This window comes from Dysosmobacter sp. HCP28S3_G4 (assembly GCF_052065175.1).
GTDB lineage: Bacteria > Bacillota > Clostridia > Oscillospirales > Oscillospiraceae > Oscillibacter.
Window position 1 is genome coordinate 25,199 of record NZ_JBQHUP010000005.1, and the last position, 26,834, is coordinate 52,032.

The following is a 26,834-nucleotide window of genomic DNA, read 5'->3' on the forward strand; positions in this document are numbered from 1 at the left end:
GCACTGGCCCGCAGTCCTTCAAAACGGCGCGTGAGAGGTGTTCTCTCACGCGCCGTCTCCCATGTTCCCATACAGTTTTGGGACGCTCTCAGGTCAGCAGCTCCCAGATCATCTTGGCAAACAGCAGGCCCAGCACCACGAAGATCATGCCCCGGACCTTCTGGCTGCCGCCGCGGATGGCGAACCGGGTGCCGCAGATGCTCCCCAGAATGGAGCAGACCACAGCCGGCAGCACCAGCGTCCACATCACCTTTCCGCCGATGATCCACACCACGGCGGAGGCAATGTTGGAGGCCAGATTGGCCACCTTGGCGCAGCCGGAGGCCATCAGCAGGTCCATACCCAGCACCAGGGTGAAGGCCATGATCATAAACGTTCCGGTGCCCGGGCCGATCATTCCGTCGTACATGCCGGTGACCACGCCGATGACCACACTGAGCAGATGGATCTGCCGGACTGTCCAGTCCTTTTCGGCGGTCTCCCTGCCGAAGTCCTTCTTCACCACCAGGATCACCGCCACCACCGGCAGAGCCACCAGCACGCAGGTCTGGAGCATCCGCTCCGAGAACCACAGGGCCAGCCGTGCGCCCACGGCCGCGCCGGCCAGCGCGCCGCCCGCGGCCCAGACCGCCGCCCGCAGGTCCACCTTTCCGCTTCGGAAATACCGCCACGCGGCCACGGCGGTGCCGGTGCTGTTGACCACTTTGTTGGTGCCCGACGCCAGATGTACCGGGATGCCCACGAACAGATACGCCGGCAGGGAGATCAGTCCTCCGCCGCCTGCCACGGAGTCCACGAATCCCGCCAGGAAGATCAGCGGACACACCACCAGGCACATCCTCAAAAGCTCGTTCATCTTGATATCCCCCTCTTTTTCTCTCCGGCGGTCCTCACTCCGCCGCCTGCCGCATCAGGGCGATCTCCGCCTGATAGCCCGGAAGCTCGTTGGGCGTCTCCAGACAGAAGGGCAGGTCCCGCAGAGCGGGATGCCGCACCACCCGGGTCAGCGCCTCCAGGCCGATGCAGCCCTGGCCGATCTTCTCATGGCGGTCCTTCCGGCTGCCAGTGGGATTTTTGCTGTCGTTCAGATGGATGGCCTTCAGCCGGTCTAGGCCGATGATCCGGTCGAACTCCGTCAGCACTCCGTCCAGATCGTGGATGATGTCGTACCCGGCATCGGAGACATGGCAGGTGTCCAGGCACACGCCCATCTTCTCACCCAGGGTCACTCCGTCCAGAATGGCCCGGAGTTCCTCAAACCGGCCGCCCACCTCGCTGCCCTTCCCGGCCATGGTCTCCAACAGGACGGTGGTGGACTGCTCCGGCATCAGCAGCCCGTTGAGCATTTCGGTGATGAGCCGGATGCCGGTGTCCATTCCCTGGCCCACATGGCTGCCGGGATGGAAGTTGTAGTACTGTCCCGGCAGGGACTCCATCCGCCGCAGATCATCGGCCATGGTCTGCCGGGCGAAGTCCCGGGTATTCTCCGCAGCGGAGCAGGGGTTCAGGGTATAGGGCGCGTGGGCCACGACTTTTGCGAAGTGATGCTCCGCCATCAGGGCCCGCAGCGCCTCCGCGTCGGCGGGGTCGATATCCTTGGCCCGGCTGCCCCTGGGGTTCCGGGTGAAAAACTGAAAGGTGTCCGCCCCCAGCTCCAGTGCCGTCCGGCCCATGGCCAGAAAGCCTCCGGATGAGGACAGATGGCATCCGATATGCAGCATAGGTTCCCTCCATTCCGCCGCTTTCGGGCCAGTTGGCCCCTTCGACGGCGTTCGTACCGCCCAGTGTATCACACCCCTGTCCGCTTGGCAATGCCCTGTTTTGCGGGAAAATCCTGTTTTCGGGCATAAACAGGCCGGACATGCGGCGCATGTCCGGCCCTCCCGTTCAATATCCGCTGATATCCAGGCTCTCGTCGTCCGTGCCCTTCTCGATGGCTCGGATGACGGCGCAGTACTTCAGGTCCGGCCCCACCTCAATGAGGACCCGGTCTCCCACCCGGTGTCCCATCAGGGCCTTCCCCACCGGGGACTCCTTGCTGATCAGGTTCTTCATCACGTCCTGCCGCAGGGTGGTGACGATCTGAATGGTCATCTCCCGGCCCAGCTTTTCGTTGAGGAACGTCACCTTGTCGAACAGCCCCACCATGTCTCCCGCGGCGTCCGCCTCCACCTCAATGACCTTAGCGGTGCGGATCATCCGCTCCAGATAGCGGATGCGGCTCTCGTTGCGGTTCTTGGCCTGCTTGGCACATTTGTACTCGTAGTTCTCGCTGAGATCGCCAAAGGCCCGGGCGGTCTGCACCTCCTCAATGAGCTGGGGGCGCAATTCCCGGACGCGGTAGTCGATCTCCTCCTGCATCTTCCGGATGTCGACTTCAGTCAGTTCGTCGTACATGGCTCAGAAATCCAGTCCCCCGCCCAGAACGCCGCTGCTGGTCAGTTCGTCCATTAGGCTGCCCTCGAACTCCACGTTGAAGGGCACGATCATATACGTATTGGACGCGATTCGGGACACGGAGGCATCCAGGCCATAGGCCACGCCGGAGAGCACATCCAGGATGCGGCGGATCAGATCCCGCTCCAGTGTCTCCAGATTCAGGATGATGGTCATGCCCTCCTTCAGCTCGTCGGCCACCGCGGGCAGATCCTCCAGACGCCGGGGCTGGGCGATCATCACCTTCAGGCGGGTGGTGGTGCGGATGCTGACCTCCCGGCCGCTGCGGGGACGCTCCTCCGTCCGCTCCGTCAGCGCCCAAGCCGAGGTCATGTCCTCGTCGTCCTCATCCAGATCCGGATGGGCCCACTGTCTCAGATTCTCCATCAAGCTCATAGTTCTCCACTCCTAAAATATGGTTCATGGTCTGGTTTCCATAAAACCGTTATCTTCTTCTCCAGTATATCACACTTCCGCTGTTCGTAAAGGATAAAATTGCCGAAAACCTGAAATCTTTTCAGATACGCTCCCCGTCGGCAGATCCCCTCAGATCCCTTCCGCGGCCTCCAGCGCTTTTTCCCAGTTCTCCTGCCGGAAGCCCACCAGCACGAAGCCGTCGCCCACCAGGATGGGCCGCTTTACCAGCATCCCGTCGGTGGCCAGCAGGGCGGCCATCTCCGCCTTGTTCATGGACGGCACTTTCTCCGACAGACCCATTCCCCGGTACAGCTGGCCGCTGGTGTTGAAGAACTTCTTCATGGGCAGACCGCTCCGGGCCTGCCAGTCCAGCAGCTCCGCCTCGATGGGGCGTTCCTCCTTGATATCCCGCACCGTGAATGCGGTGCCGCGGCTCTCCAGAAATTTCCGGGCCTTCTGGCAGGTGGTGCATTTGGGATAGCAGACAAACAGCAGCATGGCAGGCTCTCCTTCTCCGGCTTCCACCGGGCCTTTTTCAGGCAGAATGTTTACGGCGGCAGGGATCTCCGCCGCCAGTCTCTTATTCATCTTATCATACACGTTTCCCATCCGCAACCGTGTCCGGACCTGTGACACAGAAATTTTCCGTTTCTTTTTCCCCCGAAAAGGCGTATACTAACTGCAATATCATCAACTTCTCACAGGAGGCAACTATGAAAACCGGAATCGTCCTGGAGGGCGGCGCTCTCCGTACCATCTTCTCCGCCGGCGTCTGCGACGCGTTTCTGGATGCCGGCCTGATGCCGGACTACCTGATCGGCGTCTCCGCCGGTGCCGCCTACGGCGTCAGCTATCTCTCCCGCCAGAAGTGGCGGAACCTGAACATCGTCTGCCACTACGCCAACGACCGGCGGTATATGGGCATCGGCAACCTGCTGAACCCCAGGAACCGCTCCTATTTCGGCCTGACCTTCTCCTACGAGACCATTCCCAATGAGCTGATCCCCTTTGACTACGAGACCTTCGCTGCCTATCCCGGCACCGTGGAGGCGGTGGTGACCAATTTGAACACCGGCCGGGCGGACTATCTGCCGGTGCCCCGGCGGGACGACCACTTCACCGTCCTCCAGGCCACCTGCGCCATGCCGCTGCTGTTCCCCATCTTCCGCATCGGCGGCCAGCCCTATCTGGACGGCGGCTGTTCCGACGCCATCCCCTACCAGCGGGCTTTTGACTGCGGCTGCGACCGGGTGGTGGTGGTCCTGACCCGGGAGCGCTCCTTCCTCCGCAAGCCGGAAAAGGTGGAGGGTGCCATCGACCGTAAGTACCGGAAATATCCCAACTTTCTGGACACCATGCGCCGCCGGTCGGACGCCTACAACCAGTGCCGGGAGCGGCTGTTCCAGCTGGAGCGGGACGGCCGGGTCATCGTCATCGCGCCGGAGTCTACCGCCGGTTTCTCCCGGACGGAGCGGGATCTCACCAAGATCCGCTCCCTGTGGCAGGACGGCTATTTTGCCGGCCGTCGGGCCGCTCCGGCGGTCCGGGAGTTCTGGACGGACGGAACGTCCCTGTGAAAACCATCGGACCGGCGGCTCTCCGCTCCGTGGAGGGCTTCCGGTCCTTGTCCGGACACGGGAGCCCCGCCGCCGTCCTGCCGCTTCCCTGAAAATTTTACATAGATTTTACATGATTCGCAGTGGCGGTGTCTTTTCGCGGATGGATTTTACATATATAATGGTAGAGACTGCGCTGTGTAAACAACGCATTGTCCCTGTGTAAAATCAAAATCAATCGGCTGAAGGAGTTCTTATGGATATCTTTTCTGTCCTTACCCTCTGCGGCGGCCTGGCCTTTTTCCTCTATGGTATGCACACCATGTCCAAAAGTCTGGAAAAAATGGCCGGCGGCAAGCTGGAGCGTCTGCTGAAGCAGATGACCTCCAATCCCTTCAAGAGCCTGCTTCTGGGTGCCGGCATCACCATTGCCATTCAGTCCTCCTCCGCGGTGACAGTGATGCTGGTGGGCCTGGTAAACTCCGGCGTCATGGAGCTGGGCCAGACCATCGGCGTCATCATGGGTTCCAACATCGGCACCACCCTGACGGCGTGGATCCTGTCCCTCACCGGCCTGGAGAGCGAGAACGTCTGGATCAATCTGCTGAAGCCGGAGAACTTCTCCCCCGCCATCGCCCTCATCGGCGTCATCCTCATCATGGGCGGAAAGAAGCAGAAGCAGCGGGACGTGGGCCGCATCATGGTGGGCTTCTCCATTCTGATGTACGGCATGGAGCTGATGAAGAACGCCGTGGCGCCTCTGGCGGATATGCCGGAATTCAGCAGTATCCTCACCGCCTTTGAGAATCCCCTGGTGGGCGTTCTGGTGGGTGCCGTGTTCACCGGCGTCATCCAGTCCTCCGCCGCCTCGGTGGGCATTCTCCAGGCTCTGGCCCTCACCGGCAGCATCTCCTACGGCATGGCCATCCCCATCATCATGGGCCAGAACATCGGCACCTGCGTCACCGCCCTCATCAGCTCCATTGGCGTCAACCGGAACGCCAAGCAGGTGGCAGTGGTCCATATCTCCTTCAACGTCATCGGCACCGCCATCTGCCTGATCCTGTTCTACGGCGCCCACGCCATCCTGCAGTTCACCTTTATCGACAATCCCATCAACGCGGTGGGCATCGCCTTCTGCCACACCGTCTTCAACGTCTTCACCACCATCATCCTCCTCCCCTTCTCGCGCCAGCTGGAAAAACTGGCGCGAACCTTGGTCAAGAGTGAGGACAAGTCCCAGGACTTCGCCTTCCTGGATCCCCTGCTGCTCCGGACCCCCAGCGTCGCCATCAGCGAGTGCGTCTCCAAGACCAATCAGATGGCCGAGGTGGCTCACCAAAACCTGCTGCTGTCCATTGAGCAGTTCCGCGAGTACTCCTCCTCCCGGGAGGCCGCCATCAACGACAATGAGGACAAGCTGGACACCTACGAGGACCGTCTGGGGAACTATCTGGTGGAGATCTCCCGCCATAACATCTCCATGGCCGACGGCCGGGACGCCGCCCGTCTCCTCCACGCCATCAACGACTTCGAACGCATCGGCGACCACGCCCTGAATCTTCAGGAGACGGCTCAGGAGCTCCACGACAAGGGCCTGGCCTTCTCCGACGACGCCCGGGCGGAGTTGAACGTGCTGGTGTCCGCCCTGACGGATATCCTGGACCAGGCGTTCTCCTGCTTCACCCAGAACGACGCCCAGGCTGCCGCCCATGTGGAGCCTCTGGAGGAGACCATCGACCGCCTCATCGAGGAGATCCGCCTGCGGCACATCGAGCGCCTGCAGAGCGGCCGCTGCACCATTCAGCTGGGTTTCATCCTCAACGACTTCCTGACCAACTGCGAACGTGTCTCCGACCACTGCTCCAACATTGCCCTCTGTGTCATCGAATCCAAGGGCAGCAACATCAGCGCCCACGCATATGTCAACGAGATCAAGGCCGAGAGCACAGGATTCTCCCAGGACCTCCGCGCGGACCTGAACCGCTACACCCTTCCCAACCCCTGATTCGTCTGCAAAAGAGCCGGCCCAATGGGCCGGCTCTTTCATTTATGCATTCTTTCTTGCATTTTTTACTGGTGATTTTGTATGGTCTTTCGCTTTGTTCTTGCATGAATATTTGTTATTTCCACAAAAGCCTAAATATTGGCTGGTTTTTAGCAAATATTTATTCACTTTTTAGTGGATAAAGTATTGACATTGAAAATTGAACGTGTTAAGGTATCAACCATCCACTTGGGGGGAGCTGCAAAACGGCGCAGCGCCCGGCGCGTTCCCCCGGCGGACAGACCAAATAAAAAGGATGATTGGTTATGATGAAGAAGATTTTGACAATGGCTCTGGCTCTGTCCATGGCCCTGACCATGGCCGCCTGCGGCAGCAGCAACAGCGGCGCCGCCTCCACTCCCGCGGCCGGTTCCTCCGCCGCCTCCGCGTCCGCTGCCGGCAGCTCCGCCGCCGCTGAGCCGGAAGACGCCTTTACTACCGTGGAATCCGGCAAGCTGCACATGGCCACCAACGCCGCGTTCCCTCCCTATGAGATGACCGACGACAACGGCGGCTTCGAGGGCATCGACGTGGAGATTGCCACCGCCATCGCCGACAAGCTGGGCCTGGAGCTGGTGGTGGATGACATGGACTTTAGTTCCGTCATCAACGCCGTCCAGGGCGGCAAGGCCGACATCGCCATGGCCGGTCTGACGGTCAACGAGGAGCGCAAGCAGAACGTGGACTTCACCGCCTCCTACGCCACCGGCGTCCAGGTGGTCATCGTCCCCGAGGACTCCGACATCACCACCGTGGATGACCTGTCCAACGACAAGATGATCGGCACCCAGGAGGCCACCACCGGCTACATCTACTGCTCCGACACCCCGGAGAACGGCGGCTACGGTGAGGACCACGTTGTGGCCTACACCAACGGCGCCACCGCCATCCAGGCGCTGCTGGGCGGTAAGGTGGACGCCGTGGTCATCGACAACGAGCCTGCCAAGGCCTTCGTAGCAGCCAATCCCACGCTGAAGATTCTGGACACCGAGTATGTCACCGAGGAGTACGCCATCGGCATTTCCAAGGAGAACAACGCCCTGCTGGACGCCGTCAACGGCGCGCTGGAGGAGCTGATCGCCGACGGCACCGTGCAGTCCATCGTTGACAAGTACATCACCGCGGACTGAACTGCACAGCACGTAAGGGGGGGCGGCAAAGCCGTCCCCCTTTCCATAGGAATCCACAGGAAGGAGAAACACGCATGGGATTCTGGGAATCTGTCATGGCGCAGTACGCGGAGCTGAACGCCGCCAAAGCGTCCATCCCTTTCCACATCAGTATGCTTCACGACTTCTATCAGAGCTTCATCGAGGGCGACCGCTGGCTCCAGTACCTGAAGGGCCTGGGCGTCTCCATTGAGGTCACCATCGGCGCCCTGATCCTGGGCATCATTCTGGGCGTTCTGGTAGCCGTGGTCCGGACCCTCCACGACCAGCAGCGCCCCGGCCAGTCCAATCACCTGCTGAGCCTGCTGAATGCCCTCTGCAAATTCTACACCACCGTCATCCGCGGCACCCCCATGATGGTCCAGCTGCTGATCATGGGCTTCGTCATCTTTTCCGCCAGCCGGAATCTGGTGGGCGTGGCCGTGCTGACCATGGGCATCAACTCCGGCGCCTACGTGTCGGAGATCATCCGGGGCGGCATCATGTCCATCGACCCCGGCCAGATGGAGGCCGGCCGCTCCCTGGGCATGGGCTACGTCCCGGTGATGCGCCACGTGGTGATCCCCCAGGCCATCAAGAACATCCTGCCCGCCCTGGGCAATGAGTTCATCACCCTGTTCAAGGACACCTCCCTGGTGACGGTCATCGGCCTGCGGGACCTGACCAAGGCGGCCATCCAGATCCAGGCCAAGACCTATCAGGCCCTGATGCCCTTCATGGGCATCGCCGTCATGTACCTGCTGGTGGTCATGTTCCTGACCTGGCTGCTGGGCATTCTGGAAAGGAGGCTGCGTCAAAGTGATCGACGTTAAGAACCTGTCCAAGTCCTTCGGGGATCATCTGGTGCTGGACAATATCTCCGAGCACATCTACCCCGGCGAAAAGGTGGTCATCATCGGCCCCTCCGGCTCCGGCAAGTCCACGTTCCTGCGGTGCCTGAATCTGCTGGAGGCCCCCACCTCCGGTACCATCACCTTTGAGGGCACGGCCATCACCGATCCCAAGGTAAAGATCGACGCCATCCGCCAGCAGATGGGCATGGTGTTCCAGCACTTCAACCTGTTCCCCAACATGACCATTCAGAAGAACATCACCCTGGCTCCCGTCCAGACCGGCCTGATGAAGCAGGAGGAGGCGGACGAGACTGCCATTCAGCTGCTGAAGCGGGTGGGCCTGGAGGAGAAGGCGGATTCCTATCCCGCCCAGCTCTCCGGCGGACAGAAGCAGCGCATCGCCATCGTCCGGGCGCTGGCCATGCGGCCCAAGGTGATGCTGTTCGACGAGCCCACCTCCGCCCTGGACCCGGAGATGGTGGGCGAGGTGCTGGAGGTCATGGAGCAGCTGGCCGACGAGGGCATGACCATGGTGGTGGTCACCCATGAGATGGGCTTCGCCCGGGAGGTGGGCAGCCGTGTGCTGTTCATGGAGGGCGGCCACATTCTGGAGCAGAACGAGCCCCATGAGTTCTTCGCCCATCCCAAGTGCGAGCGTCTGCAGTCCTTCCTGGACAAGGTGCTGTGAAGTCTTTCCCTTTTACTGAGAAAACCGGTTCTCCGGAGCAGCTGCTCCGGAGAACCGGTTTCGTTTATCTCTGCCGTATTGCGTTCAGCTCACCTTGCGGCTCGGGCGAACCGTCACTTCAGCGTTACAACCGTCACGCCGCTCTCGCCCGCCTCCCATCGGCGCAGCCGATGGGAACCCTCCGGGGCGATTCTGTCCGCGACGGGCGGAGTGAATCCGCCCTGCGGCAAGGTTTTGCTCCGCAAAACGCTTGGACGCCGCTTCCGCGGCGATTCGGCTCGGGCGAACCGTCACTTCAGCGTTACAACCGTCACGCCGCTCTCGCCCTCGCCGTAGACGCCCAGGCGGAAGGACTTCACCGATTTGTTCCGCCGCAGGATGTCGTGGACGGCCTTCCGCAGGGCGCCGGTGCCCTTGCCATGGATGATGGTAACGGTCTCCAGCCGTCCCATGACGGCGACGGACAGGAAGTTCTCCACCACGGTCTCCGCCTCGATGGTCTCCATGCCCCGGATATCCAGCTCCGACGCGGCTGCCGCCCGGAACGACTGGGACGCGCCCTTCCGGATGGTGACGGTGGGCTGTTTGCTCCTCCGCTCCGTCTCCTCGATGAGCCGCACTTCGTTGGCCTTCACGGTCATCTTCAGCGCCCCGGCCTTCAGGGACAGACTGCCGTCCTTCCCCACGGACACCACTTCCGCCGGCTGGCGGACGCCGGGCAGCTCCACCAGGTCCCCCGCCCGGATGGGACGGCTGGGCGCCGGAATGGGCTCCCGCTCCTCATGCCGGACGCCCACGGCAGCCTCCGCCTCGTTCAGCGTCCGGAACAGGCTGGCCCGGGCCTCGTTCTCATTCTCCGCCCGCTCCGCTCTGGCCTGCCGCTTCCGCATCTCGCTCAGCTCCGCGAAGACGCTGTCAGCGGTGTCCCGGGCGTCCTTCAGGATGCGGCGGGCCTCCGCCTCGCCCCGGGACCGGGCATTCTCCTTGGCCCGCTCCATCTGCTCCCGGAACTCCCGGGCCTTCCGGGCGTCCGTCTCCCGCTGGACGTACAGGCGGTCGATCTCCGCCTGCTTCTTCTCCAGCGCCTGACGCTTGCCCTCCAGCTGGGTCAGCACGTCCTCGAACCGGACGCTCTCGCCGCTCATCTGCCGCTTGGCGTCGTCGATGACGTCTTCCGGCAGGCCCAGCCGCTTGGAGATGGCGAAGGCGTTGGACTTGCCGGGAATGCCGATGAGCAGCCGGTAGGTGGGGCACAGGGTCTCCACGTCGAATTCGCAGGAGGCGTTCTCCACCCCGGCGGTGGTCATGGCGAAGGTCTTCAGCTCCGCGTAGTGGGTGGTGGCAGCCACCTTGGCCCCCGCCTGACGCACCCGCTCAATGATGGCGATGGCCAGCGCCGCGCCCTCCACCGGGTCCGTACCGGCGCCCAGCTCATCGAACAGCACCAGGCTCCGCTGGTCCGCCTCCTTCAAAACAGCCACGATATTGACCATATGTGCCGAGAAAGTAGACAAACTCTGCTCAATGCTCTGCTCGTCGCCCACATCCGCCAGCACCGCCCGGAACACGGACACGGCGCTGCCGGATGCCGCCGGGATCTGCAAGCCGCACTGGGTCATCAGGCACAGCAGGCCCAGGGTCTTTAGACTGACGGTCTTGCCGCCGGTGTTGGGGCCGGTGATGACCAGCGTGTCGAAGGTGTCTCCCAGCTGGATGTCGATGGGCACGGCCTTGGCCGGGTCCAGCAGGGGATGCCGGGCCTTCCGCAGCTGGATGCCGCCGTCCCGGCGGATGACAGGCCGCACGCAGTCCAGCTTGTAGCTCAGCTGTCCTCTGGCGAAGATGACATCCAGATGCACCAGGGCGTCGTAGTCCCACTGGATGTCGTCCTTGTGGGACGCGGCGGCGGCGGACAGCTCCGCCAAAATGCGCTCGATCTCCTTCTTCTCCTTGGCCTCCAGCTCGATGAGCTCATTGTTGGCCTGGACGACGCCCATGGGCTCCACGAACAGCGTGGCGCCGGAGGAGGAGATGTCGTGGACCAGGCCCGGCATGTCTCCCCGGTGCTCCGCCTTCACCGGCACCACGAACCGGCCGTCCCGCTGGGTGATGATGCTCTCCTGCAAGATCTTGGAGTAGCTGGGGGAGGAGATGATACGCTGTAAAATTTGGCGGCTCTTGGCCTGGGCCGCCCGCATGTGCCGCCGGATGTCCGCCAGCTCGGAGGAGGCAGTGTCGGCAATGGTGTCCTCGTCCAGAATGGCGCTCTTGATCCGATCCTCCAGAAAGCGGTTGCCGTGGAGGGACAGGAACAGGTGGTCGATGGCGGTCTTCTCCGCCGCATCGTCGTTGAAATACTCCCGGGTCCGGCGGGCGCAGGTCAGCAGACCCGCGATGGTCAGCAGCTCCCGAGTGTTGAGACTGCCGCCCCGGTCCGCCCGATCCAGAGCCTCCGCCACCGGCTTCACGCCGGAGAAGGACGGGCTGCCCCGTAGGCCGATCATGGTCCGGGCCGCCTCGGTCTGGTCCTGGAGACGCTCCGCCTCCTCCGGCTCCGTCTCCGGGCGGAGGTTCTCGCAGCGGCGCTTGGCCTCGTCGCTGACGGCCTGATCCGCCAGCAGAGCCAGCACTCTGGGCAGCTCCAGCGTGCGGATGGATTTTTCAAATAATTCGCTCATAAGTCATTCTCCCGAAAAGAAGATTTACTTTACAGTTCTTCCAGCGCAGGATTTTCCAGCAGCCACGGCAGTTCCATGGCCACGTTCAGCTGAAAGCAGGGGCGGGGAAAATCCTCCGGGAGCAGATCACAGTCCGGAGAAAAGCCCACTTCGGCTTCCCCGATTTCTAACCGGTCCGGGGCGTTGGTCTCCAGCGTCCCCGCCAGGTGATAGAAGTTCTCGTAAAGGCGATGTCCTTCCGCCCTGGGTCCCAGCTCCATGGCCTCCCGGGGCTTTCGGATATCCAGGCCCAGCGCGTCGAAAAAGTCCCGGATCTCCGGAGAGACTGTCTCCACGGCGGCGGTGAAGTTGCGGCAATAGGCGCAGTCACAGCCCCCAGCGACTTCCCCGTGGGCCGCATACCAGTCCCGTGTCCGCTTCACATCCACCGTCAGTCGGCAGGGGCCAAAGGCAAATTTTGTCATTTTTTGTTCCATATCGTATAATTGGCAAAAGATTATACAAACTGTATCCTATTTCGACAGTTCCTCCGGCGGCTGTAAGCTCTTATAGAAGTCCAGCGTCCGGAAGCCCCGCTCCAGCTGGGTCTCCGTGAAGGCCTCCGACGCCACGGCCAGCCGGTCCAGAGCCGGGCCCCCCAGCTTGAAGGAGTACAGCCGCTTGGGGTCGCCGTACAGGATATGCCGCAGGGCCGCCAGGGAGTCCCGGCACAGCGGCAGGGAGCGTCCTGTCTCCCCCGCGCCGCACGTTTCGCACCGCAGCACGCCCTGCACCACGTCCAGCAGGGGCTTCTCCGGGTCCGGACAGCCGCAGTAGGCGCAGGCGTCCGCCAGCGGCTCATAGCCTGCCAGACACAGCAGCCGGAACTCGAAGGCCGCCTTGGCCAGCTTCTCCGGCTTTTTCAGCTTGTCCAGGGCGTACAGTCCGTTGAGCAGATGACTCAGCAGGGCCGCCGCCGGTTCCCCGGGATTGGTCACGCTCTCCGTCAGCTCCGCGAAATAGGTCCCCAGCGCCAGACGGGTCAGGTCCCGCCGCAGCCCGCCGAACATCTCGATGGTTGCGCCCTCGTTGGCGTAATGCCAATCCCCTTTCCGGTACAGCGTCCATTCGGAGAACGCCAGTAGCTGGGCGGCGGCGGCAAATTTGCAGACCTTCCGCCGGGCGCCCCGGGCGATGACGGAAATTTTGCCCTGTTCAGCGGTCAATAGGGTCAATATTTTGTCCGATTCTTTGGTCTCCGTCTCCCGGAGGACGACGCCTTTTACAACGATGTACGGCGCGGCGGCCACAGTGTTCCCCCTCTCCTATGTAGGGCGGGGCACGGCCCCGCCGTCACGCGGACTTCATGCCGCTCTCCGCCTCCAGCAACTCCCGGTAGAGCAGATAGTACTCCGGCGCCCCGGTGGCGCAGAACAGCGCCCAATACACTTCCGGTCTCATATGGCAGACCTCCTTACGGGAATAGTCTGCGAAATACGTCGAATTTTATAGCTGGAAAAGTCTCACTGGAAAGCGAACCGGCACCGGCACGGATGTCTCCGTCTCAGTTGTCGTCGTAGCCGAAGCTCCGCACGTAATTGACGTTCTCCCGCCAGTTCTCCTTGACCTTCACCCAGGTCTCCAGATAGACCTTGGTGCCCATGAATTTCTCCATGTCCTGACGGGCCAGGGTGCTGATCTTCTTCAGCATGGTACCCTGCTTGCCGATGATGATGCCCTTGTGACTGACCTTTTCGCAGTAGATCGTGGCGTCCACATCGATGACGCCGCTGTCCCGCTCGGAGAATTTGGTGATCTCCACGGCGGTGCCGTGGGGGATCTCCTTGTCCAGGCACAGCAGCAGCTTCTCCCGCAGGATCTCGCCCATGACCTGCCGCTCCGGCTGGTCGGAGGTCTGTCCGTCCGGGAACAGCTGGGGGCCCTCCACGGCGTATTTGGACAGTTCCTTCATCAGATCGTCCAGGCCGCTGCCGGTGTGGGCGGAGATGGGGATGATGGCGTCAAAGCCGTCCCAGGTCTCGTTGTAGGCAGCGATGACCGGCAGCAGTTCGTCGGGCTTCACGGTGTCGATTTTGTTGACGCACAGGATGCAGGGGATCTTCTCCTCCCGGATGCGGTCGATGAGTGCCTGCTCCGGCCCGCCCACATGGGCAATGGGCTCCACCAGCAGCAATGCGCAGTCCACGTCGGACAGGCTGGAGGTGACCACCTTCACCATATAGTCCCCCAGGGCAGACTTGGGCTTGTGGAGACCCGGCGTGTCCATCAGGACATACTGGGTGTCTCCCCGGTTCACCACGCCGCAGATGCGGTTGCGGGTGGTCTGGGCCTTGTTGGAGACAATAGCGACTTTTTCGCCCACCAGGGTGTTGGTCAGGCTGGATTTGCCCACGTTGGGCCGGCCGCAGACAGTGACCATGGCAACTTTTTTGATCTCAGACATAACAGGTGATCCTCAACTTTCTTCTCATTTGAGCAATTGATTGTTTGCGGCATCCGCCGCGGGAATACATGTTTGTTTATAGACCCATAAAGGGTCATGGCGGTTGTCCTGCCCGGGAATGCTTTCCCGCGGAGCACGGGAGTGCCGGGGAAGCCCGGCACGTCACCGCTCCAGCACCTTTTTCAGATACTGTCCGGTGTAACTCTCCCCACAGGCGGCCACGGTCTCCGGGGTTCCGGCGCAGACGATGTTTCCGCCGCCGTCGCCGCCCTCCGGTCCCAGGTCGATAAGCCAGTCGGCGCACTTGATGACGTCCAGATTGTGCTCAATGACCACTACGGTATTCCCCGCGTCCACCAGCCGCTGGAGCACTTCCAGCAGCTTCTTCACGTCCTCGGCGTGGAGGCCGGTGGTGGGCTCGTCCAGAATATAGATGGTACCGCCGGTGGCCTGCTTGCTCAGTTCCGTGGCCAGCTTTACCCGCTGGGCCTCGCCGCCGGACAGCTCCGTGGAGGACTGGCCCAGCTTTACATAGCCCAGGCCCACGTCGCACAGCGTCCGGATCTTGTTGGCGATCTTGGGGATGCTCTGGAAGAAGTCCGCCGCCTGCTCCGCCGTCATGTCCAGCACCTCGGCGATGTTCTTCCCCTTGTAGCGGACCTCCAGGGTCTCCCGGTTGTACCGGCTGCCCTTGCACACCTCACAGGGCACGAAGATGTCCGGCAGGAAGTGCATCTCGATCTTGATGAGGCCGTCGCCGGAGCAGGCCTCACAGCGGCCGCCCCGGACGTTGAAGGAGAACCGTCCCGGTCCGTAGCCCCGGCTCTTGGCCTCCTGGGTCTGGGCGAACAGGGTGCGGATGTCGTCAAACACGCCGGTGTACGTGGCGGGATTGGACCGTGGCGTCCTGCCGATGGGGCTCTGGTCGATGCCCACCACCTTGTCCAAATATTCCAGGCCGTCCATGCGGGTGAACTTGCCGGGCCGGACCTTCATCCGGTTCAGGGACGCCCCCAGCTTTTTGAACAGTATCTCGTTCACCAGAGAGGACTTTCCGCTGCCGGACACGCCGGTGACCACGGTGAAGGTCCCCAGCGGGAACTGCACGGTGATGTTTTTCAGATTGTTCTCACGGGCTCCCACCACGGTGAGGAACTTCCCGTTGCCGGCGCGCCGCTCTTTGGGCACTTCAATGCGCCGGGTGCCCGCCAGATACTGGCCGGTGATGGAGTCGGGGTTGGCCATGACCTCCTCCGGCGTGCCGGCGGCCACCACCTGACCGCCGTGGACGCCGGCGCCGGGGCCGATGTCGATGAGATAGTCCGCCGCCCGCATGGTGTCCTCGTCGTGCTCCACCACCAAAACGGTGTTGCCCAGATCCCGCAGGCGCTTCAGGGTGTCCAGCAGCTTGTCGTTATCCCGCTGGTGGAGGCCGATGGAGGGCTCGTCCAGAATATACAGCACCCCCATCAGGGAGGAGCCGATCTGGGTGGCCAGCCGGATCCGCTGGCTCTCGCCGCCGGACAGCGTGGCGGCGGACCGGCTGAGGGTCAGATACCCCAGTCCCACGGACTGCAAAAAGCCCAGCCGGTTCCGGATCTCCTTCAGGATGCGGTCGGCAATGAGCATCTGCTGGTTCGTCAGCTTCAGGCCGTTGACCACGTTCAGCTCGTCCACCACGGACAGCTCCGTGAAGGCGTGGATGTCCATGTCCCCCACCGTCACCGCCAGGGACTCCTTTCGCAGGCGGCGGCCCTTGCAGGCGGGGCAGGGGCAGTTGGACATGGTCTCCTCCAGTTCCCGCTTGGAGGCGTCGCTCTGGGTCTCCAGATACCGCCGCTCCAGATTGTTGCAGATGCCCTCAAAGGTCTGATACAGCACGCCCTTGCCCCGGGGCTGGTCATATTTCAGCTCCAGCTTCTCGTCTCCGGTGCCGTAGAGGATGATGTCCCGCACCTCCTCCGACAGCTCCTTCCAGGGCGTGGACAGAGAGAAGTGATATTTCTTGGCCAGGGCATCGAAGTACATCCGGGAGATGCCGTCGCCGCGGATATTGTTCCAGCCGCTGGCCTGGATGGCCCCCTCCAGAATGGACAGATTCTTGTCCGGGATCACCAGATCCGGGTCCACTTTCTGCTGGAAGCCCAGGCCCGTGCAGGTGGGGCAGGCGCCGAAGGGATTGTTGAAGGAGAACATCCGTGGCGTCAGCTCCTCGATGGAGATACCGCAGTCCTCGCAGGCATAGTTCTGGGAGAACATCAGATCCTGCTCCTCCCGCAGGAGGTTCACCACCACGATGCCCCCCGCCAGGGCGGAGGCCGTCTCCACGCTGTCCGTCAGCCGCTGGCGGATGTCGGGCCGGATGATGAGCCGGTCCACGATGATCTCGATGCTGTGCTTTTTGTTCTTCTCCAGCTTGATCTCCTCGTCCAGCTCATAGAGGGAGCCGTCCACCCGGACACGGACATAGCCGGACTTCCGGGCGTTCTCGAAGACCTTAGCGTACTCGCCCTTCTTCCCCCGGATCACCGGGGCCATGACCTGAATGCGGGTGCCCTCCGGCAGGGCCAGCACCTGGTCGATGATCTGGTCGATGGTCTGCTGGCGGATCTCTTTGCCGCACTTGGGACAGTGGGGCGTGCCCACTCTGGCCCACAGCAGACGGAGGTAGTCGTAGATCTCCGTCACCGTGCCCACAGTGGAGCGGGGGTTCTTGCTGGTGGTCTTCTGGTCGATGGAGATGGCCGGAGAGAGGCCGTCGATATAGTCCACGTCCGGCTTGTCCATCTGTCCCAGGAACATCCGGGCATAGGAGGACAGGGACTCCACATACCGCCGCTGCCCCTCGGCGTAGATGGTATCGAAGGCCAGAGAGGACTTGCCGGACCCGCTGAGTCCCGTCAGCACCACCAGCTTGTCCCGCGGGATGGTGACGTCGATGTTTTTCAGGTTGTTGGCTCTGGCGCCTTTGACGACGATTTTGTCTTGCATGGATGTTGTTTTCTCCTTTTCAGGTCTGCATAGGCGAATTTGCTCATGCCAGCTCCAGCGCCGACAGGCAGGCCTTCACCGCCTTTTCCGCCGTGCGCTGGTTGATCAGTCCCTCTTTTGCCCAGGCGCTGATTTCAAGGGCATCCTCACGGAAGCACAGTTCCACGGCGGCAGGATTCCGGTTCTGGAAGCCGCTGCCCACCAGCAGGACCATATGATCCCGCTCCTTCAGGACGCATTCCGTACAAAGCCCCCGCAACTTCTCCCACGCTGTCTCACACAGCGCCTTCTTCGCTTTGACGGACACGCTCTTTCCCGACATCCTGCATTTGCGGTAGCTCTTTACCGCTGGATTGTCCTCTATCCACCGGGAGTCCGCATCCGCTCCTCCCGCGGTCCGGAGCTGTGTCTCAAAGGCCTCTTCCAAAATCCGCTTTGCCTCTGTCTCCTGCATCATGCCTTTTCCTCCGTAATGATATCCGCCGTCCCGGCGCGCAGAAGCTCCAGCAGCGCCTTGGGCGCCACTTCCACCTGGGCGCCGATCTTTCCGCCGGAGATGAATACGGTATCGTAGTCCGTCACGGTCTCATGGAACACCGTGGGATACTGCTTCTTCATACCGATGGGGCTGCATCCGCCCCGGATATAGCCGGTGACGGCGTTGATCTCCGCCACGTGGAGCAGCTCGATGGACTTCTCCCCCACCGCCCGGGCGGCTTTCTTCAGATCCAGGTTCTCCGCCACCGGCACCTCAAACACGTAGACGCCCTTGGATGCGCCCCGGGCCACCAACGTCTTGAAGCCCCGGGCAGGATCCTGTCCCAGCGCCTGAGCCACGTGGACGCCGTACTCCCGGGTACCCTCCGGCCCCTCGCTGTCGTCATAGAACCGGGCCGTGTAGGGGATCTTCCTCTGGTCCAGGATCCGCATGACATTTGTCTTTTCTTCCTTATGCTTTGCCATTGATCTCACCTCAAAATGATAACGCCCGCCAGTACCAGGGCGATGCCCGCGGCGGTCAGAAGCCCCATGGGCTCCCCGAACACCAGCACCCCCGCCAGGGAGGCTACCACTGGCTCCAGGCTGGCCATGATGGAGGCCCGTCCGGATTCCACCTGGCTGAGCCCTTTTGTATACAGGATGTAAGGCAGCACTGTGGAGAATACCACCAGTCCCGCCGCCGTCAGCCAGGCGGAGGGCGTCAGCGCCGCCAGCTCGGCGGGCCGCAGAAACACCAGGGACGCCGGCCCCGCGAACAGGAAGGTCCAGACCGTCACAGTCATGGAGTCGTAGTGGGACAGGGCGTATCGCCCGAAGATGCTGTACAGGGCATAGAAGAAGCCTGCGCCCAGTCCCAGCAAGATACCTGTAGCGGTGACGGTCAGGTCCTCAGAGAACAGGCCGCACACGCAGGCGCAGCCCACCAGCGTCAGTCCCAGGGCGGTCAGCTTCTTTCCGGTGACCGGCTCCTTCCAGAGAATGGCGGACAGGATCACCACAAAGGACGGCGCGGTGTACAGCAGAACGGAGGCCACCGCCAGGGAACAGATCTTCTGGCAGGAGAAATAGCACGCGGTGAACAGCACCACACTGATGACGCCGGTGCCGAAGAAGTATTTCAGATGCTCCCGCCGCACCCGGAACACGTTCCGGTCTTTCACAGTGAAGATGGCCGAAAGCAGAAGCATTCCGCCCAAATTCCGCACCGTCACGATGGTGGTGGGCGACAGGCCCGACGCCAGCAGCCGCCGGTTCCACAGTCCGATGACGCCCCACAGCGCGGCGGCCGCCAGGATGCAGGCGCAGGCGCCGCCGCTTTTCTTCCGTTCCTTGATGGTCTCCTCCATATGAACTCCTCTCAGTCTCCCAGGATCTCCCGCTGCACATACTTGGGCAGCTTTTCCAGCACCAGCCGGTGGGATTCCCCACACAGCTCCCGCAGCGTCTCCTCCGGCAGCTCCCCGTCCAGCAGGCAGGCGATCCAGTTCTGTTTGTCCGTGTAAAAGCCCGGCAGGATCTCCGGATGCGCCGCCCGCAGCAGCTCCGCCCTGTCCGGCCGGCATTTCAGATTCACCAGATCGTGCCCGCCGTAGATCTTGTGTTCCGGCCCCGGCGAACAGACGGCGGCAAACAGCTTGCCCCGGATCATGTACCGGAACCACTGCCACTCGGGCTTGTAATCCTTCTCCGCCCCGGGCAGGGACAGGAGATATTCGTCCAGCCAGTCGTATTTCATAGGACATTCTCCTCATAATAACAGTCCGCCGCCGCGTCGCCGCAAACTCTCTCATTTCGCTGCGGCTCCTTTTCTCACGCGACCCGCTTCGCTGGGCTCGCGCGGGAGCCCTGTTTTGCTGATCCCGACAGTGGAAATGAAAGAGGCTCACTTGTCTCCTTTCAGCTCGATGATCCGGTCCCGCAGGATCGCCGCGTACTCGAACTCCAGCATTTTGGCCGCCTCTTTCATTTCCTTTTCCAGCTTGGCGATCTCCGCCTGACGCTCCTGGTCGCTGAGCTTCGTCTTGCGGCGCTTCTTCTTTCCGCCGGTCTCGTCCGTGGACTTGGAGATCTCCAGCACGTCCCGGACGCCCTTGATGATGGTCTTCGGCACGATACCGTGTTCTTTATTGTAGGCGTCCTGGATGGCCCGGCGGCGGGCGGTCTCATCCATGGCGGCCCGCATGGCCGGGGTGATCTGGTCGGCGTAGAGCACCACCAGACCCTCCGCGTTCCGGGCAGCCCGGCCGATGGTCTGGATCAGGGATGTCTCGGAGCGCAGGAAGCCCTCCTTGTCCGCGTCCAGCACCGCCACCAGGGATACCTCCGGCAGGTCCAGGCCCTCCCGCAGGAGGTTGATGCCCACCAGCACGTCGAACTCGCCCAGCCGCAGGTCCCGGATGATCTCCATGCGCTCGATGGTCTCCACATCGGAGTGCATGTACCGCACCCGGATGCCGGCGTTCCGGAAGTACTCCGTCAGGTCCTCCGCCATTTTCTTGGTCAGGGTGGTCACCAGCACCCGCTCGTTCCGTCCGGCACGCTGGTTGATCTCGCCGATGAGGTCGTCGATCTGCCCCTCTACAGGCCGGACCTCCACCACCGGGTCCAGCAGACCCGTGGGACGGATGACCTGCTCCACCACCTGTCCCGCCCGCTGGCGCTCGTACTCGCCGGGGGTGGCGGACACGTAGACGGCCTGGTTGATGCGCTCCGCGAACTCCTCGAACTTCAGAGGCCGGTTGTCGTAGGCGCAGGGCAGGCGGAAGCCGTATTTCACCAGTGAGTCCTTCCGGGCGTGGTCGCCGTTGTACATGGCCCGGACCTGGGGCAGCGTCACGTGGCTCTCGTCCACGAACAGCAGGAAGTCCTTGGGAAAAAAGTCCAGCAGCGTCATGGGCGCCGACCCCACCGGACGGCCGGAGATGACCCGGGAGTAGTTCTCGATGCCGGTGCAGTAGCCCAGCTCCTTCATCATCTCCATGTCGTACTCCGTGCGCTGGCGGATGCGCTGGGCCTCCACCAGCTGGTTATTGTCCGTAAAGTACCGGACCTGCTCGTCCAGCTCCCTGCGGATCTCCTCCACGGCCCGGTCCATCTTGTCCTGGGTGGTGACGTAGTGACTGGCGGGGTAGATGACGATGTGGGCCAGATTCTTCTCCGCCACGCCGGTGATGGGAGAGAACTCGCTGATGCGGTCGATCTCGTCCCCGAAGAACTCCACCCGGACGGCCCGGTCCTTGTAGTAGGCGGGATAGATCTCCACCGTGTCGCCCCGGACCCGGAACATGTTCCGCTCAAAGGCGATGTCATTGCGCTCGTAGCGGCTCTCCACCAGCTTCCGCAGCAGCAGCTCCCGGCTGTACTCCGTCCCCGCCCGAAGGGAGATGGCCATACCGGCAAAGTCCTCCGGCTCGCCCAGACCGTAGATGCAGCTGACGGACGCCACCACGATGACGTCCCGCCGTTCCAGCAGGGAGAAGGTGGCGGACAGCCGCAGCCGGTCGATCTCCTCGTTGGTGGAGGCGTCCTTGGCGATGTAGGTATCCGTGTGGGGGATATAGGCCTCCGGCTGATAGTAGTCGTAATAGCTGACGAAATACTCCACCGCGTTCTCCGGGAAGAACTCCTTGAACTCGGAGCAGAGCTGGGCCGCCAGGGTCTTGTTGTGGGCCAGCACCAGGGTGGGGCGCTGGACCTTTTCGATGACCTTGGCCATGGTGAAGGTCTTGCCGGAACCGGTGACGCCCAGCAGCACCTGTTCATCCAGTCCGTTGAGGACGCCCTGGGCCAGGGCCTCGATGGCCTCCGGCTGGTCGCCGGAGGGCTCATATGGCGCGTGAACTTTGAATTTCGGCATAGTCACTCCTCCAGCACACAGGAAATGGCGGGCAGGCCGTCCGGGCCTGTCCGCGGGACCGTCTCTCCGCTCTCTATCTTACTATGATCGTTGCAGGATTGCAACATCTGTTCGATTTTTCTTCCGGCGTATTACCGCATCAGCATCCCTGAATCGGCCATGGAGACGAAGTCCCCGTCCGCCACGATGATATGGTCCAGCAGCCGGACGCTGATGGCGGACAGTGCTCTCTGTGCCTGGTCGGTGGCGGCATAGTCCTCCGGTGAGGGCAGGGCGATGCCGCTGGGGTGGTTGTGGGACAGCACCACGCCGCTGGCGGCAGTCAGCAGGGCGCACTCCACCAGTTTGCGGATATTCAGACCGGCGCTGGCGGTGTCGCCCTCGCCGATGCGCTTACAGGCCAGCAGCTTTCCCTTCCGGTCGATGCACAACGCGTAGATGACCTCCGCCGTCTCGCCGGAGAAGCGCTCGATCAGATAGTTCCCCGTCTCCTCGGTGGTATTCAGGATCACGTCCCGTCCGCCGCCGCTGAGCTTCGCCTTCTGGCAGACCGCCGGAACCAGCTTCAGAAAGACCGCCGCGCTCTCGCCGATGCCCTCCGCCTTCATCAGATCCTCCACCGGCGCGTTGAACACGGCGGAGAGGGAGCCGTACCGCTCCAGCAGCAGATGGGCGGTCTCGTTGGTGTCCTTCCGGGGGATGGCGTAGAACAGCAGAAGCTCCAGCGCCTCATGGTCGGCGAAGTGCTCCAGGCCGCCGCTGAGAAACCGCTGACGCATCTTCTCCCGGTGCCCGTCGTGGATGCCCATACCCCTCTCCCCTTTCCGCCCGGCCGCTGATGACCGGAATATAGTATTATACCATTTCTCCCTGCTGCCCGGCAAGTATCTCTTTTGTCCATGTCCCATGCCGAATCGCACTGACGCAGAGGAGCCCGGCGCCTGTCGGCGCTGGGCTCCCTCCGGGCAGTCATGCCATTTTTTCCACCAGTCTGCTGAAGGACCGGGGATTCACATCGTCCTCCGCCACAACACGGGCCTTTTTGCCCACCAGGGCGTACAGCCCCAGCAGGGAACGGGCGTCCAGCATCACTGTGTCGGTACTCAGCCACACCTCATAGGGCATCCGGCTGGCCAGTTCGCTGATCCGGCGCACCTGATCCCTGCTGGTGATATCGATAGTCTTGGTCATACAATCACTTCCTGCATTTTGCGGAACGCGCTCCGGCGCCCCTGAGTTCGCCCATATTCTAGCAGTGCACCCCTCCGGCGTCAACGATATATTTTATCAGATTTATTAAAAGTAATCGTTTTCTTTTTGTGCATATTATAATTTTGTTCGCCAATAAATCCCGCTTTACAGATTCTCTCGGAGCAAAAAACGCAGGCCCTGCCGGGCCTGCGTCTGCATATGGTGAGGCGTTCGGCCGGCTCAGGGATCCCTGGGATCCGGATCGCCCTCCAGTGTGACGAAATACTGATAGTAGGGGATCAGGAAGTCGAAGCCGGTGAGGAGCCGGTCCACGATGGCCCGGCTGAACAGCTCCTCTGTCAGCGGTTCTTCATGGCCGATGGAAAAGTTCTTCTTCAGATACCAGGGCTCCAGCAGCTGGGAGGGAGCGGCGCTCCGGGGACGCTTGTACTCCTGGCCGTCCAGAACGAACTCCGTCTGGCGTTCCAGCTTCCGGGTCAGCTTTTCCATGGGTGCGGGGTCCCGGTCGATCCTGGCCCGGAGCTTGGCCATGGTCAGCGGACGGGCCATGTAATAGCCCATGCCGTAGGACCAGTTCTCCGGCCCCAGCTCGAACCAGAAGCAGGGCGCGGCAGTCCACTGTTCGTGGGGCTGCTCCACGCTGAGCCAGAGGTGGTCCTTGTAGGGTCCCCGGCCGAAGAGCCGCCGGGCGTCCCGGTAGATGCGGGAGACCTTGCCAATCAGGCCGCAGTCCGGCAGCTGTCCGACGATATGGTCGTAGACCTCGTCCCCCAGTTCCCGCATGGGGGTGTAAAAATGGTCCAGATACTCCTGCTTGTGGGCCTCGAACCAGGGCTTCTCGTTGTTGAAGCGGATGCCCCACATGAAGTCCACGGTGGTGTCGTCAAATCCCTGAAACATGGGTCTCCCTCTCCTTCTGATCACTTATGGCCTGTCTGAGCGGCCTGTCGGATCGTCCGGACCGACACGGCGGAGCCGCAGACCGCCGGTCTCCGCCGGACATCACATCCTCGCCTCCAGCTTCCGCAGCTGCTCCCGGAACTCCTCCGGCAGCGGACAGGACAGCTCCACCATCTCCCCGGTGCGGGGATGGACGAACCGCAGTCCCACGGCGTGGAGGCACTGTCCCTGGAGCCCCGGCACCGGCTTTTTCGCGCCGTATACCGTGTCCCCCAGGATGGGGTGGCCCAGATAGGCCATATGCACCCGGATCTGGTGGGTGCGGCCCGTCTCCAGGCGGCACTCCACATAGGTGAAGCCGGGATACCGGGCCAGAACGGTCCAGTGGGTGACGGCGGGACGGCCATTGGCCACCACCGCCATCTTTTTCCGGTCCACGGGATGCCGTCCGATGGGGGCATCCACGGTGCCGCTGTCCTCCCGGAGGTTCCCGGTGACGACGCACTGGTACGTCCGGGCCAGGGTGTGGTCCTGGAGCTGGGCCGCCAGCTTCTGATGGGCGAAGTCGTTTTTCGCCGCGATGATCAGGCCGGAGGTGTCCCGGTCGATGCGGTGGACGATGCCGGGGCGCAGGGCGCCCCCCACGCCGGAGAGGCTGTCCCCGCAGTGGTAGAGCAGGGCGTTCACCAGCGTGCCGTCGGGATGGCCCGGCGCCGGGTGGACCACCAGTCCCTTGGGCTTGTTCACCACAATGACGTCCCCGTCCTCGTAGACGATGTCCAGGGGGATGTCCTGGGGCGCCGCGTCCAGGGGGACGGGGTCCGGCAGGGAGACCTCCACCGTCTCGTCGCCGGTGAGCCGGTAGTTCTTCGCCAGGGGCTTCCCGGCGCAGAGGACGCTCCCCTCCTCCAGCAGGCGTGCGGCGGCGGAGCGGGTCGTGTCCGGCAGGACGGACGCCAGCCAGGCGTCGATCCGCTTCCCCGCGTCGTCCTTATTCGGTTGGAGCGTCAATGTCTCCATGCTGTCCGCCCTTTTTGTCGTATTTTTCGTAGAACCAAAGATAGTATGCCGCCCCCATGAAGGCGCCGCACACCACGCAGATATCCGCCACGTTGAATACAGGATAGCTCATGAACTGGAAGTTGAACATATCCACCACGTAGCCCAGCCGTAGCCGGTCGATAATGTTGCCCAGGCCGCCGGAGATGATCAGGGCACAGGCCAGTACGCCCAGGGGATGGCGGACGATGCGGCGCGCCAGCACAAAGGCCACCGCCGCCACAATGACGGCGGTGACGCCCACCAGAAGCCACCGCATTCCGGAGAAGCTGGACCAGGCGGCGCCGTAGTTGTGGACCCGCAGCAGCTCCACGAAGCCCGGCAGCAGCGGGCAGGACTCCCCCAGCGCCAGATGGGTGACGGCCCAGTATTTTACCCACTGATCCGCAGCCAGCAAAACGGCGGCCAGGATCAGGGAAACAGCATACAGCATGTTTGTTCTCCTCCCGGTGGATGATTTGTGAAACAGTCTACACGCTTTTTGGGGGAAACGCAAGCCGGACCGGCGGAAAACTCAGAACTTCAGCAAATTCAGTCCGATCTCCTCACTGAACTGCCGGTCCAACTGGCCGTCGATGACGGTGACGATCATCTCGCAGGTGGCGCTGATGACCGCCCGGTTCAGATGGCCGCCGAAGACCTGTCCCTGGGCGTTGCCAGCGCTCATGTGGAGATGGGTGTAGAACTTGCCGTCCATGGTGTCGATGGTTCCGGTGAGGGACACGATCTCATAGGGGCCCTGGAAGCGGTTGGAGCCGTAGACCTTGGTCTCCGTGTTGAACACGCCCACGGTGAAGTCGTTGACGGCGCCCAGCGCCTGGACAGAGGCCAGGCGGATCTGCTCCCGCTCCGCCAGGACCTTCACCTGCTCCACGATGTCCTCGCCCCGGTCCATCCGGACCACGATGTTGTTGCCGAACCGTTTGTACTCCATAAAAATACCTCCTGATATAAATATAGGCTCTATAAGCTCTTACACGATGAACAGGGCCACTACGGCGGTGAGCAGGCCGCACAGGCCCATGGCCAGACCGCTCATGGCGCCCTGAGTCTCTCCCAGCTCCAGCGCCTTGGCGGTGCCGATGGCGTGGCTGCACGCCCCCAGGCCCAGGCCCACGGCCAGCGGCTCCTTCACCCGGAACAGCCGGATTAGCAGCGGTGCCGTCAGGTTCCCCAGAATGCCGGTGAAGATCACCGCCGCCACGGCGATGGAGACGATGCCGCCGTGGCCCCCCGCCACGGCGGTGGCGATGGGGGTGGTGACAGACTTGGGCAGCAGAGACATGGTCATCTCATGGTCCAGGCCGAACAGGCGGCACATCAGCAGGATGCTGCCCATGGACACCAGCGTACCCGCCAGACAGCCCGCCACCACCGGCAGCCAGTACTTCTTCAGCAGGTCGATCTTGGAGTAAATGGTCACCGCCAGGCAGGCCGTGGCCGGGGCCAGGAACAGGGTGATGATGCTGCCGCCCTGGTTGTAGTCCTCGTAGGAGATGCCGGTGAGCTTCAGCACCGCCACGATCAGCAGTCCGGCGATGAGCAGGCTGTTGCATACCACAAGGCCGGTCTTTTTCTGGATCTTCACGCCGATCCAGTAGGCGATGATGGACAGGCCCGCGCCGAAATAGACAGAACCGGTCAGTGCGCTCATCGGGACGCCTCCTTTTTCTTCATCAGGGCCATCACCAGACGCACCGTCCAGACGGTGGCGCCGTAGGTCAGGAACAGCGACACCACGCAGATGGTGAGAAAGGGCACGATATTGGCCCAGATGACGCCTGCGTAGTTCATGATGCTCACCACGGAGGGCACGAAGAAAAAGGGCAGATTACCCAGGAGAAAGTCGGATTTCTCCCGGATATGATCCACCCGCAGCACCCGCGCCAGCAGCAGGATCAGCAGCAGCACCAGCCCGATGACGCTGGCGGGAAATGAGACGGGCAGCACCTGCTCAATACACTGGCTCGCCCAGCAGATGCCGAAAATAATACCGATCTGTCCCAGAATTTTCAAGAAAACCTCCACCTTTCTATGTCTGCGGTGCC

General features: G+C 62.4%; 28 protein-coding genes. 5 read left to right on the forward strand and 23 right to left on the reverse strand.

Translation table 11 applies throughout. The annotated features are described in order from the left end of the window. Positions 1–88: 88 nt before the first annotated feature. From ACTNBU_RS02360 to ACTNBU_RS02380, 5 genes are all read right to left on the reverse strand, one after another. Complete coding sequence (locus tag ACTNBU_RS02360; RefSeq protein ID WP_441030333.1) at positions 89–856, reverse strand: sulfite exporter TauE/SafE family protein; 768 nt, start codon at positions 854–856, stop codon at positions 89–91. Between the two features lie 34 nt (positions 857–890). Next, complete coding sequence (locus ACTNBU_RS02365) at positions 891–1,721, reverse strand: deoxyribonuclease IV (protein WP_441030335.1); 831 nt, start codon at positions 1,719–1,721, stop codon at positions 891–893. Between the two features lie 166 nt (positions 1,722–1,887). Next, positions 1,888–2,397 (reverse strand): GreA/GreB family elongation factor, encoded by a 510-nt coding sequence (locus ACTNBU_RS02370; RefSeq protein ID WP_441030337.1) that lies wholly within the window; start codon positions 2,395–2,397, stop codon positions 1,888–1,890. 3 nt (positions 2,398–2,400) lie between these two features. Further along, entirely contained in the window at positions 2,401–2,832 is a 432-nt protein-coding gene (locus ACTNBU_RS02375) for a cell division protein SepF (protein WP_441030339.1), read from the reverse strand. Positions 2,833–2,982: 150 nt separating this feature from the next. After that, positions 2,983–3,348 carry an arsenate reductase family protein gene (locus ACTNBU_RS02380; protein ID WP_441030429.1) on the reverse strand — a complete coding sequence of 122 codons (366 nt, stop codon included), beginning with the start codon at positions 3,346–3,348 and terminating at the stop codon, positions 2,983–2,985. Between the two features lie 218 nt (positions 3,349–3,566). Between ACTNBU_RS02380 and ACTNBU_RS02385 the strand changes: the two genes are divergently transcribed. The 5 genes from ACTNBU_RS02385 (at position 3,567) to ACTNBU_RS02405 (ending at position 9,146) form a co-directional block, all read left to right on the forward strand. Continuing rightward, the gene (locus ACTNBU_RS02385) at positions 3,567–4,430 is read left to right on the forward strand and encodes a patatin-like phospholipase family protein (RefSeq protein ID WP_441030341.1); all 864 of its coding nucleotides are present in this window, start codon (positions 3,567–3,569) and stop codon (positions 4,428–4,430) included. Positions 4,431–4,665: 235 nt separating this feature from the next. Further along, positions 4,666–6,417 carry a Na/Pi cotransporter family protein gene (locus ACTNBU_RS02390; protein ID WP_441030343.1) on the forward strand — a complete coding sequence of 584 codons (1,752 nt, stop codon included), beginning with the start codon at positions 4,666–4,668 and terminating at the stop codon, positions 6,415–6,417. Between the two features lie 308 nt (positions 6,418–6,725). Next, entirely contained in the window at positions 6,726–7,586 is an 861-nt protein-coding gene (locus ACTNBU_RS02395; protein WP_441030431.1) for an ABC transporter substrate-binding protein, read from the forward strand. Between the two features lie 74 nt (positions 7,587–7,660). After that, positions 7,661–8,437, forward strand: a complete 777-nt coding sequence (locus ACTNBU_RS02400; protein ID WP_441030345.1) for an amino acid ABC transporter permease — start codon at positions 7,661–7,663, stop codon at positions 8,435–8,437. Further along, positions 8,424–9,146, forward strand: coding sequence for an amino acid ABC transporter ATP-binding protein (locus tag ACTNBU_RS02405; RefSeq protein ID WP_441030347.1), 723 nt, complete (start codon positions 8,424–8,426; stop codon positions 9,144–9,146). The genes ACTNBU_RS02400 and ACTNBU_RS02405 overlap by 14 nt, the downstream gene beginning before the upstream one ends. Positions 9,147–9,436: 290 nt before the next feature. On the opposite strand, the gene ACTNBU_RS02410 is transcribed toward ACTNBU_RS02405, so the two are convergent. From ACTNBU_RS02410 to ACTNBU_RS02495, 18 genes are all read right to left on the reverse strand, one after another. Next, positions 9,437–11,824, reverse strand: coding sequence for an endonuclease MutS2 (locus tag ACTNBU_RS02410; protein ID WP_441030349.1), 2,388 nt, complete (start codon positions 11,822–11,824; stop codon positions 9,437–9,439). A gap of 29 nt (positions 11,825–11,853) precedes the next feature. Continuing rightward, positions 11,854–12,288 (reverse strand): hypothetical protein, encoded by a 435-nt coding sequence (locus ACTNBU_RS02415; protein ID WP_441030351.1) that lies wholly within the window; start codon positions 12,286–12,288, stop codon positions 11,854–11,856. A gap of 48 nt (positions 12,289–12,336) precedes the next feature. Next, entirely contained in the window at positions 12,337–13,113 is a 777-nt protein-coding gene (gene recO, locus ACTNBU_RS02420) for a DNA repair protein RecO (RefSeq protein ID WP_441030353.1), read from the reverse strand. 254 nt (positions 13,114–13,367) lie between these two features. Continuing rightward, positions 13,368–14,267 carry a GTPase Era gene (gene era / locus ACTNBU_RS02425; RefSeq protein ID WP_441030355.1) on the reverse strand — a complete coding sequence of 300 codons (900 nt, stop codon included), beginning with the start codon at positions 14,265–14,267 and terminating at the stop codon, positions 13,368–13,370. A 162-nt stretch (positions 14,268–14,429) separates the two neighbouring features. Beyond that, entirely contained in the window at positions 14,430–17,258 is a 2,829-nt protein-coding gene (uvrA, locus tag ACTNBU_RS02430) for an excinuclease ABC subunit UvrA (protein WP_441030357.1), read from the reverse strand. 43 nt (positions 17,259–17,301) lie between these two features. Continuing rightward, positions 17,302–17,715 (reverse strand): hypothetical protein, encoded by a 414-nt coding sequence (locus ACTNBU_RS02435; RefSeq protein ID WP_441030359.1) that lies wholly within the window; start codon positions 17,713–17,715, stop codon positions 17,302–17,304. Next, positions 17,712–18,221: a Cys-tRNA(Pro) deacylase gene (gene ybaK, locus ACTNBU_RS02440; RefSeq protein WP_441030361.1), complete on the reverse strand. Its 510-nt coding sequence runs from the start codon at positions 18,219–18,221 to the stop codon at positions 17,712–17,714. Before ybaK ends, ACTNBU_RS02435 begins: the two co-directional genes overlap by 4 nt. A 5-nt stretch (positions 18,222–18,226) precedes the next feature. Continuing rightward, positions 18,227–19,105, reverse strand: coding sequence for a DMT family transporter (locus ACTNBU_RS02445; RefSeq protein WP_441030363.1), 879 nt, complete (start codon positions 19,103–19,105; stop codon positions 18,227–18,229). An 11-nt stretch (positions 19,106–19,116) separates the two neighbouring features. Continuing rightward, the gene (locus tag ACTNBU_RS02450) at positions 19,117–19,494 is read right to left on the reverse strand and encodes an MmcQ/YjbR family DNA-binding protein (RefSeq protein WP_441030364.1); all 378 of its coding nucleotides are present in this window, start codon (positions 19,492–19,494) and stop codon (positions 19,117–19,119) included. Positions 19,495–19,641: 147 nt separating this feature from the next. Continuing rightward, positions 19,642–21,615: an excinuclease ABC subunit UvrB gene (gene uvrB / locus ACTNBU_RS02455; RefSeq protein ID WP_441030366.1), complete on the reverse strand. Its 1,974-nt coding sequence runs from the start codon at positions 21,613–21,615 to the stop codon at positions 19,642–19,644. A gap of 131 nt (positions 21,616–21,746) precedes the next feature. Continuing rightward, positions 21,747–22,424, reverse strand: coding sequence for a JAB domain-containing protein (locus ACTNBU_RS02460; protein WP_441030368.1), 678 nt, complete (start codon positions 22,422–22,424; stop codon positions 21,747–21,749). A gap of 160 nt (positions 22,425–22,584) precedes the next feature. Further along, positions 22,585–22,806 carry a hypothetical protein gene (locus ACTNBU_RS02465; RefSeq protein ID WP_441030370.1) on the reverse strand — a complete coding sequence of 74 codons (222 nt, stop codon included), beginning with the start codon at positions 22,804–22,806 and terminating at the stop codon, positions 22,585–22,587. Between the two features lie 240 nt (positions 22,807–23,046). After that, positions 23,047–23,727, reverse strand: a complete 681-nt coding sequence (locus ACTNBU_RS02470) for a DUF2461 domain-containing protein (RefSeq protein WP_441030372.1) — start codon at positions 23,725–23,727, stop codon at positions 23,047–23,049. Positions 23,728–23,829: 102 nt separating this feature from the next. Continuing rightward, a complete protein-coding gene (locus ACTNBU_RS02475; RefSeq protein ID WP_441030374.1) occupies positions 23,830–24,747 on the reverse strand; it encodes an RluA family pseudouridine synthase in 918 nt (305 codons plus the stop codon). Beyond that, positions 24,719–25,219: a signal peptidase II gene (lspA, locus tag ACTNBU_RS02480; protein ID WP_441030376.1), complete on the reverse strand. Its 501-nt coding sequence runs from the start codon at positions 25,217–25,219 to the stop codon at positions 24,719–24,721. The genes ACTNBU_RS02475 and lspA overlap by 29 nt, the downstream gene beginning before the upstream one ends. A gap of 81 nt (positions 25,220–25,300) precedes the next feature. Further along, on the reverse strand, positions 25,301–25,720 hold the full coding sequence (locus ACTNBU_RS02485) for a PPC domain-containing DNA-binding protein (protein ID WP_441030378.1): 420 nt from the start codon (positions 25,718–25,720) through the stop codon (positions 25,301–25,303). 39 nt (positions 25,721–25,759) lie between these two features. Continuing rightward, the gene (locus tag ACTNBU_RS02490) at positions 25,760–26,440 is read right to left on the reverse strand and encodes an LrgB family protein (RefSeq protein WP_441030380.1); all 681 of its coding nucleotides are present in this window, start codon (positions 26,438–26,440) and stop codon (positions 25,760–25,762) included. Further along, entirely contained in the window at positions 26,437–26,802 is a 366-nt protein-coding gene (locus tag ACTNBU_RS02495; protein WP_441030382.1) for a CidA/LrgA family protein, read from the reverse strand. The genes ACTNBU_RS02490 and ACTNBU_RS02495 overlap by 4 nt, the downstream gene beginning before the upstream one ends. Between the last annotated feature and the right edge of the window lie 32 nt (positions 26,803–26,834).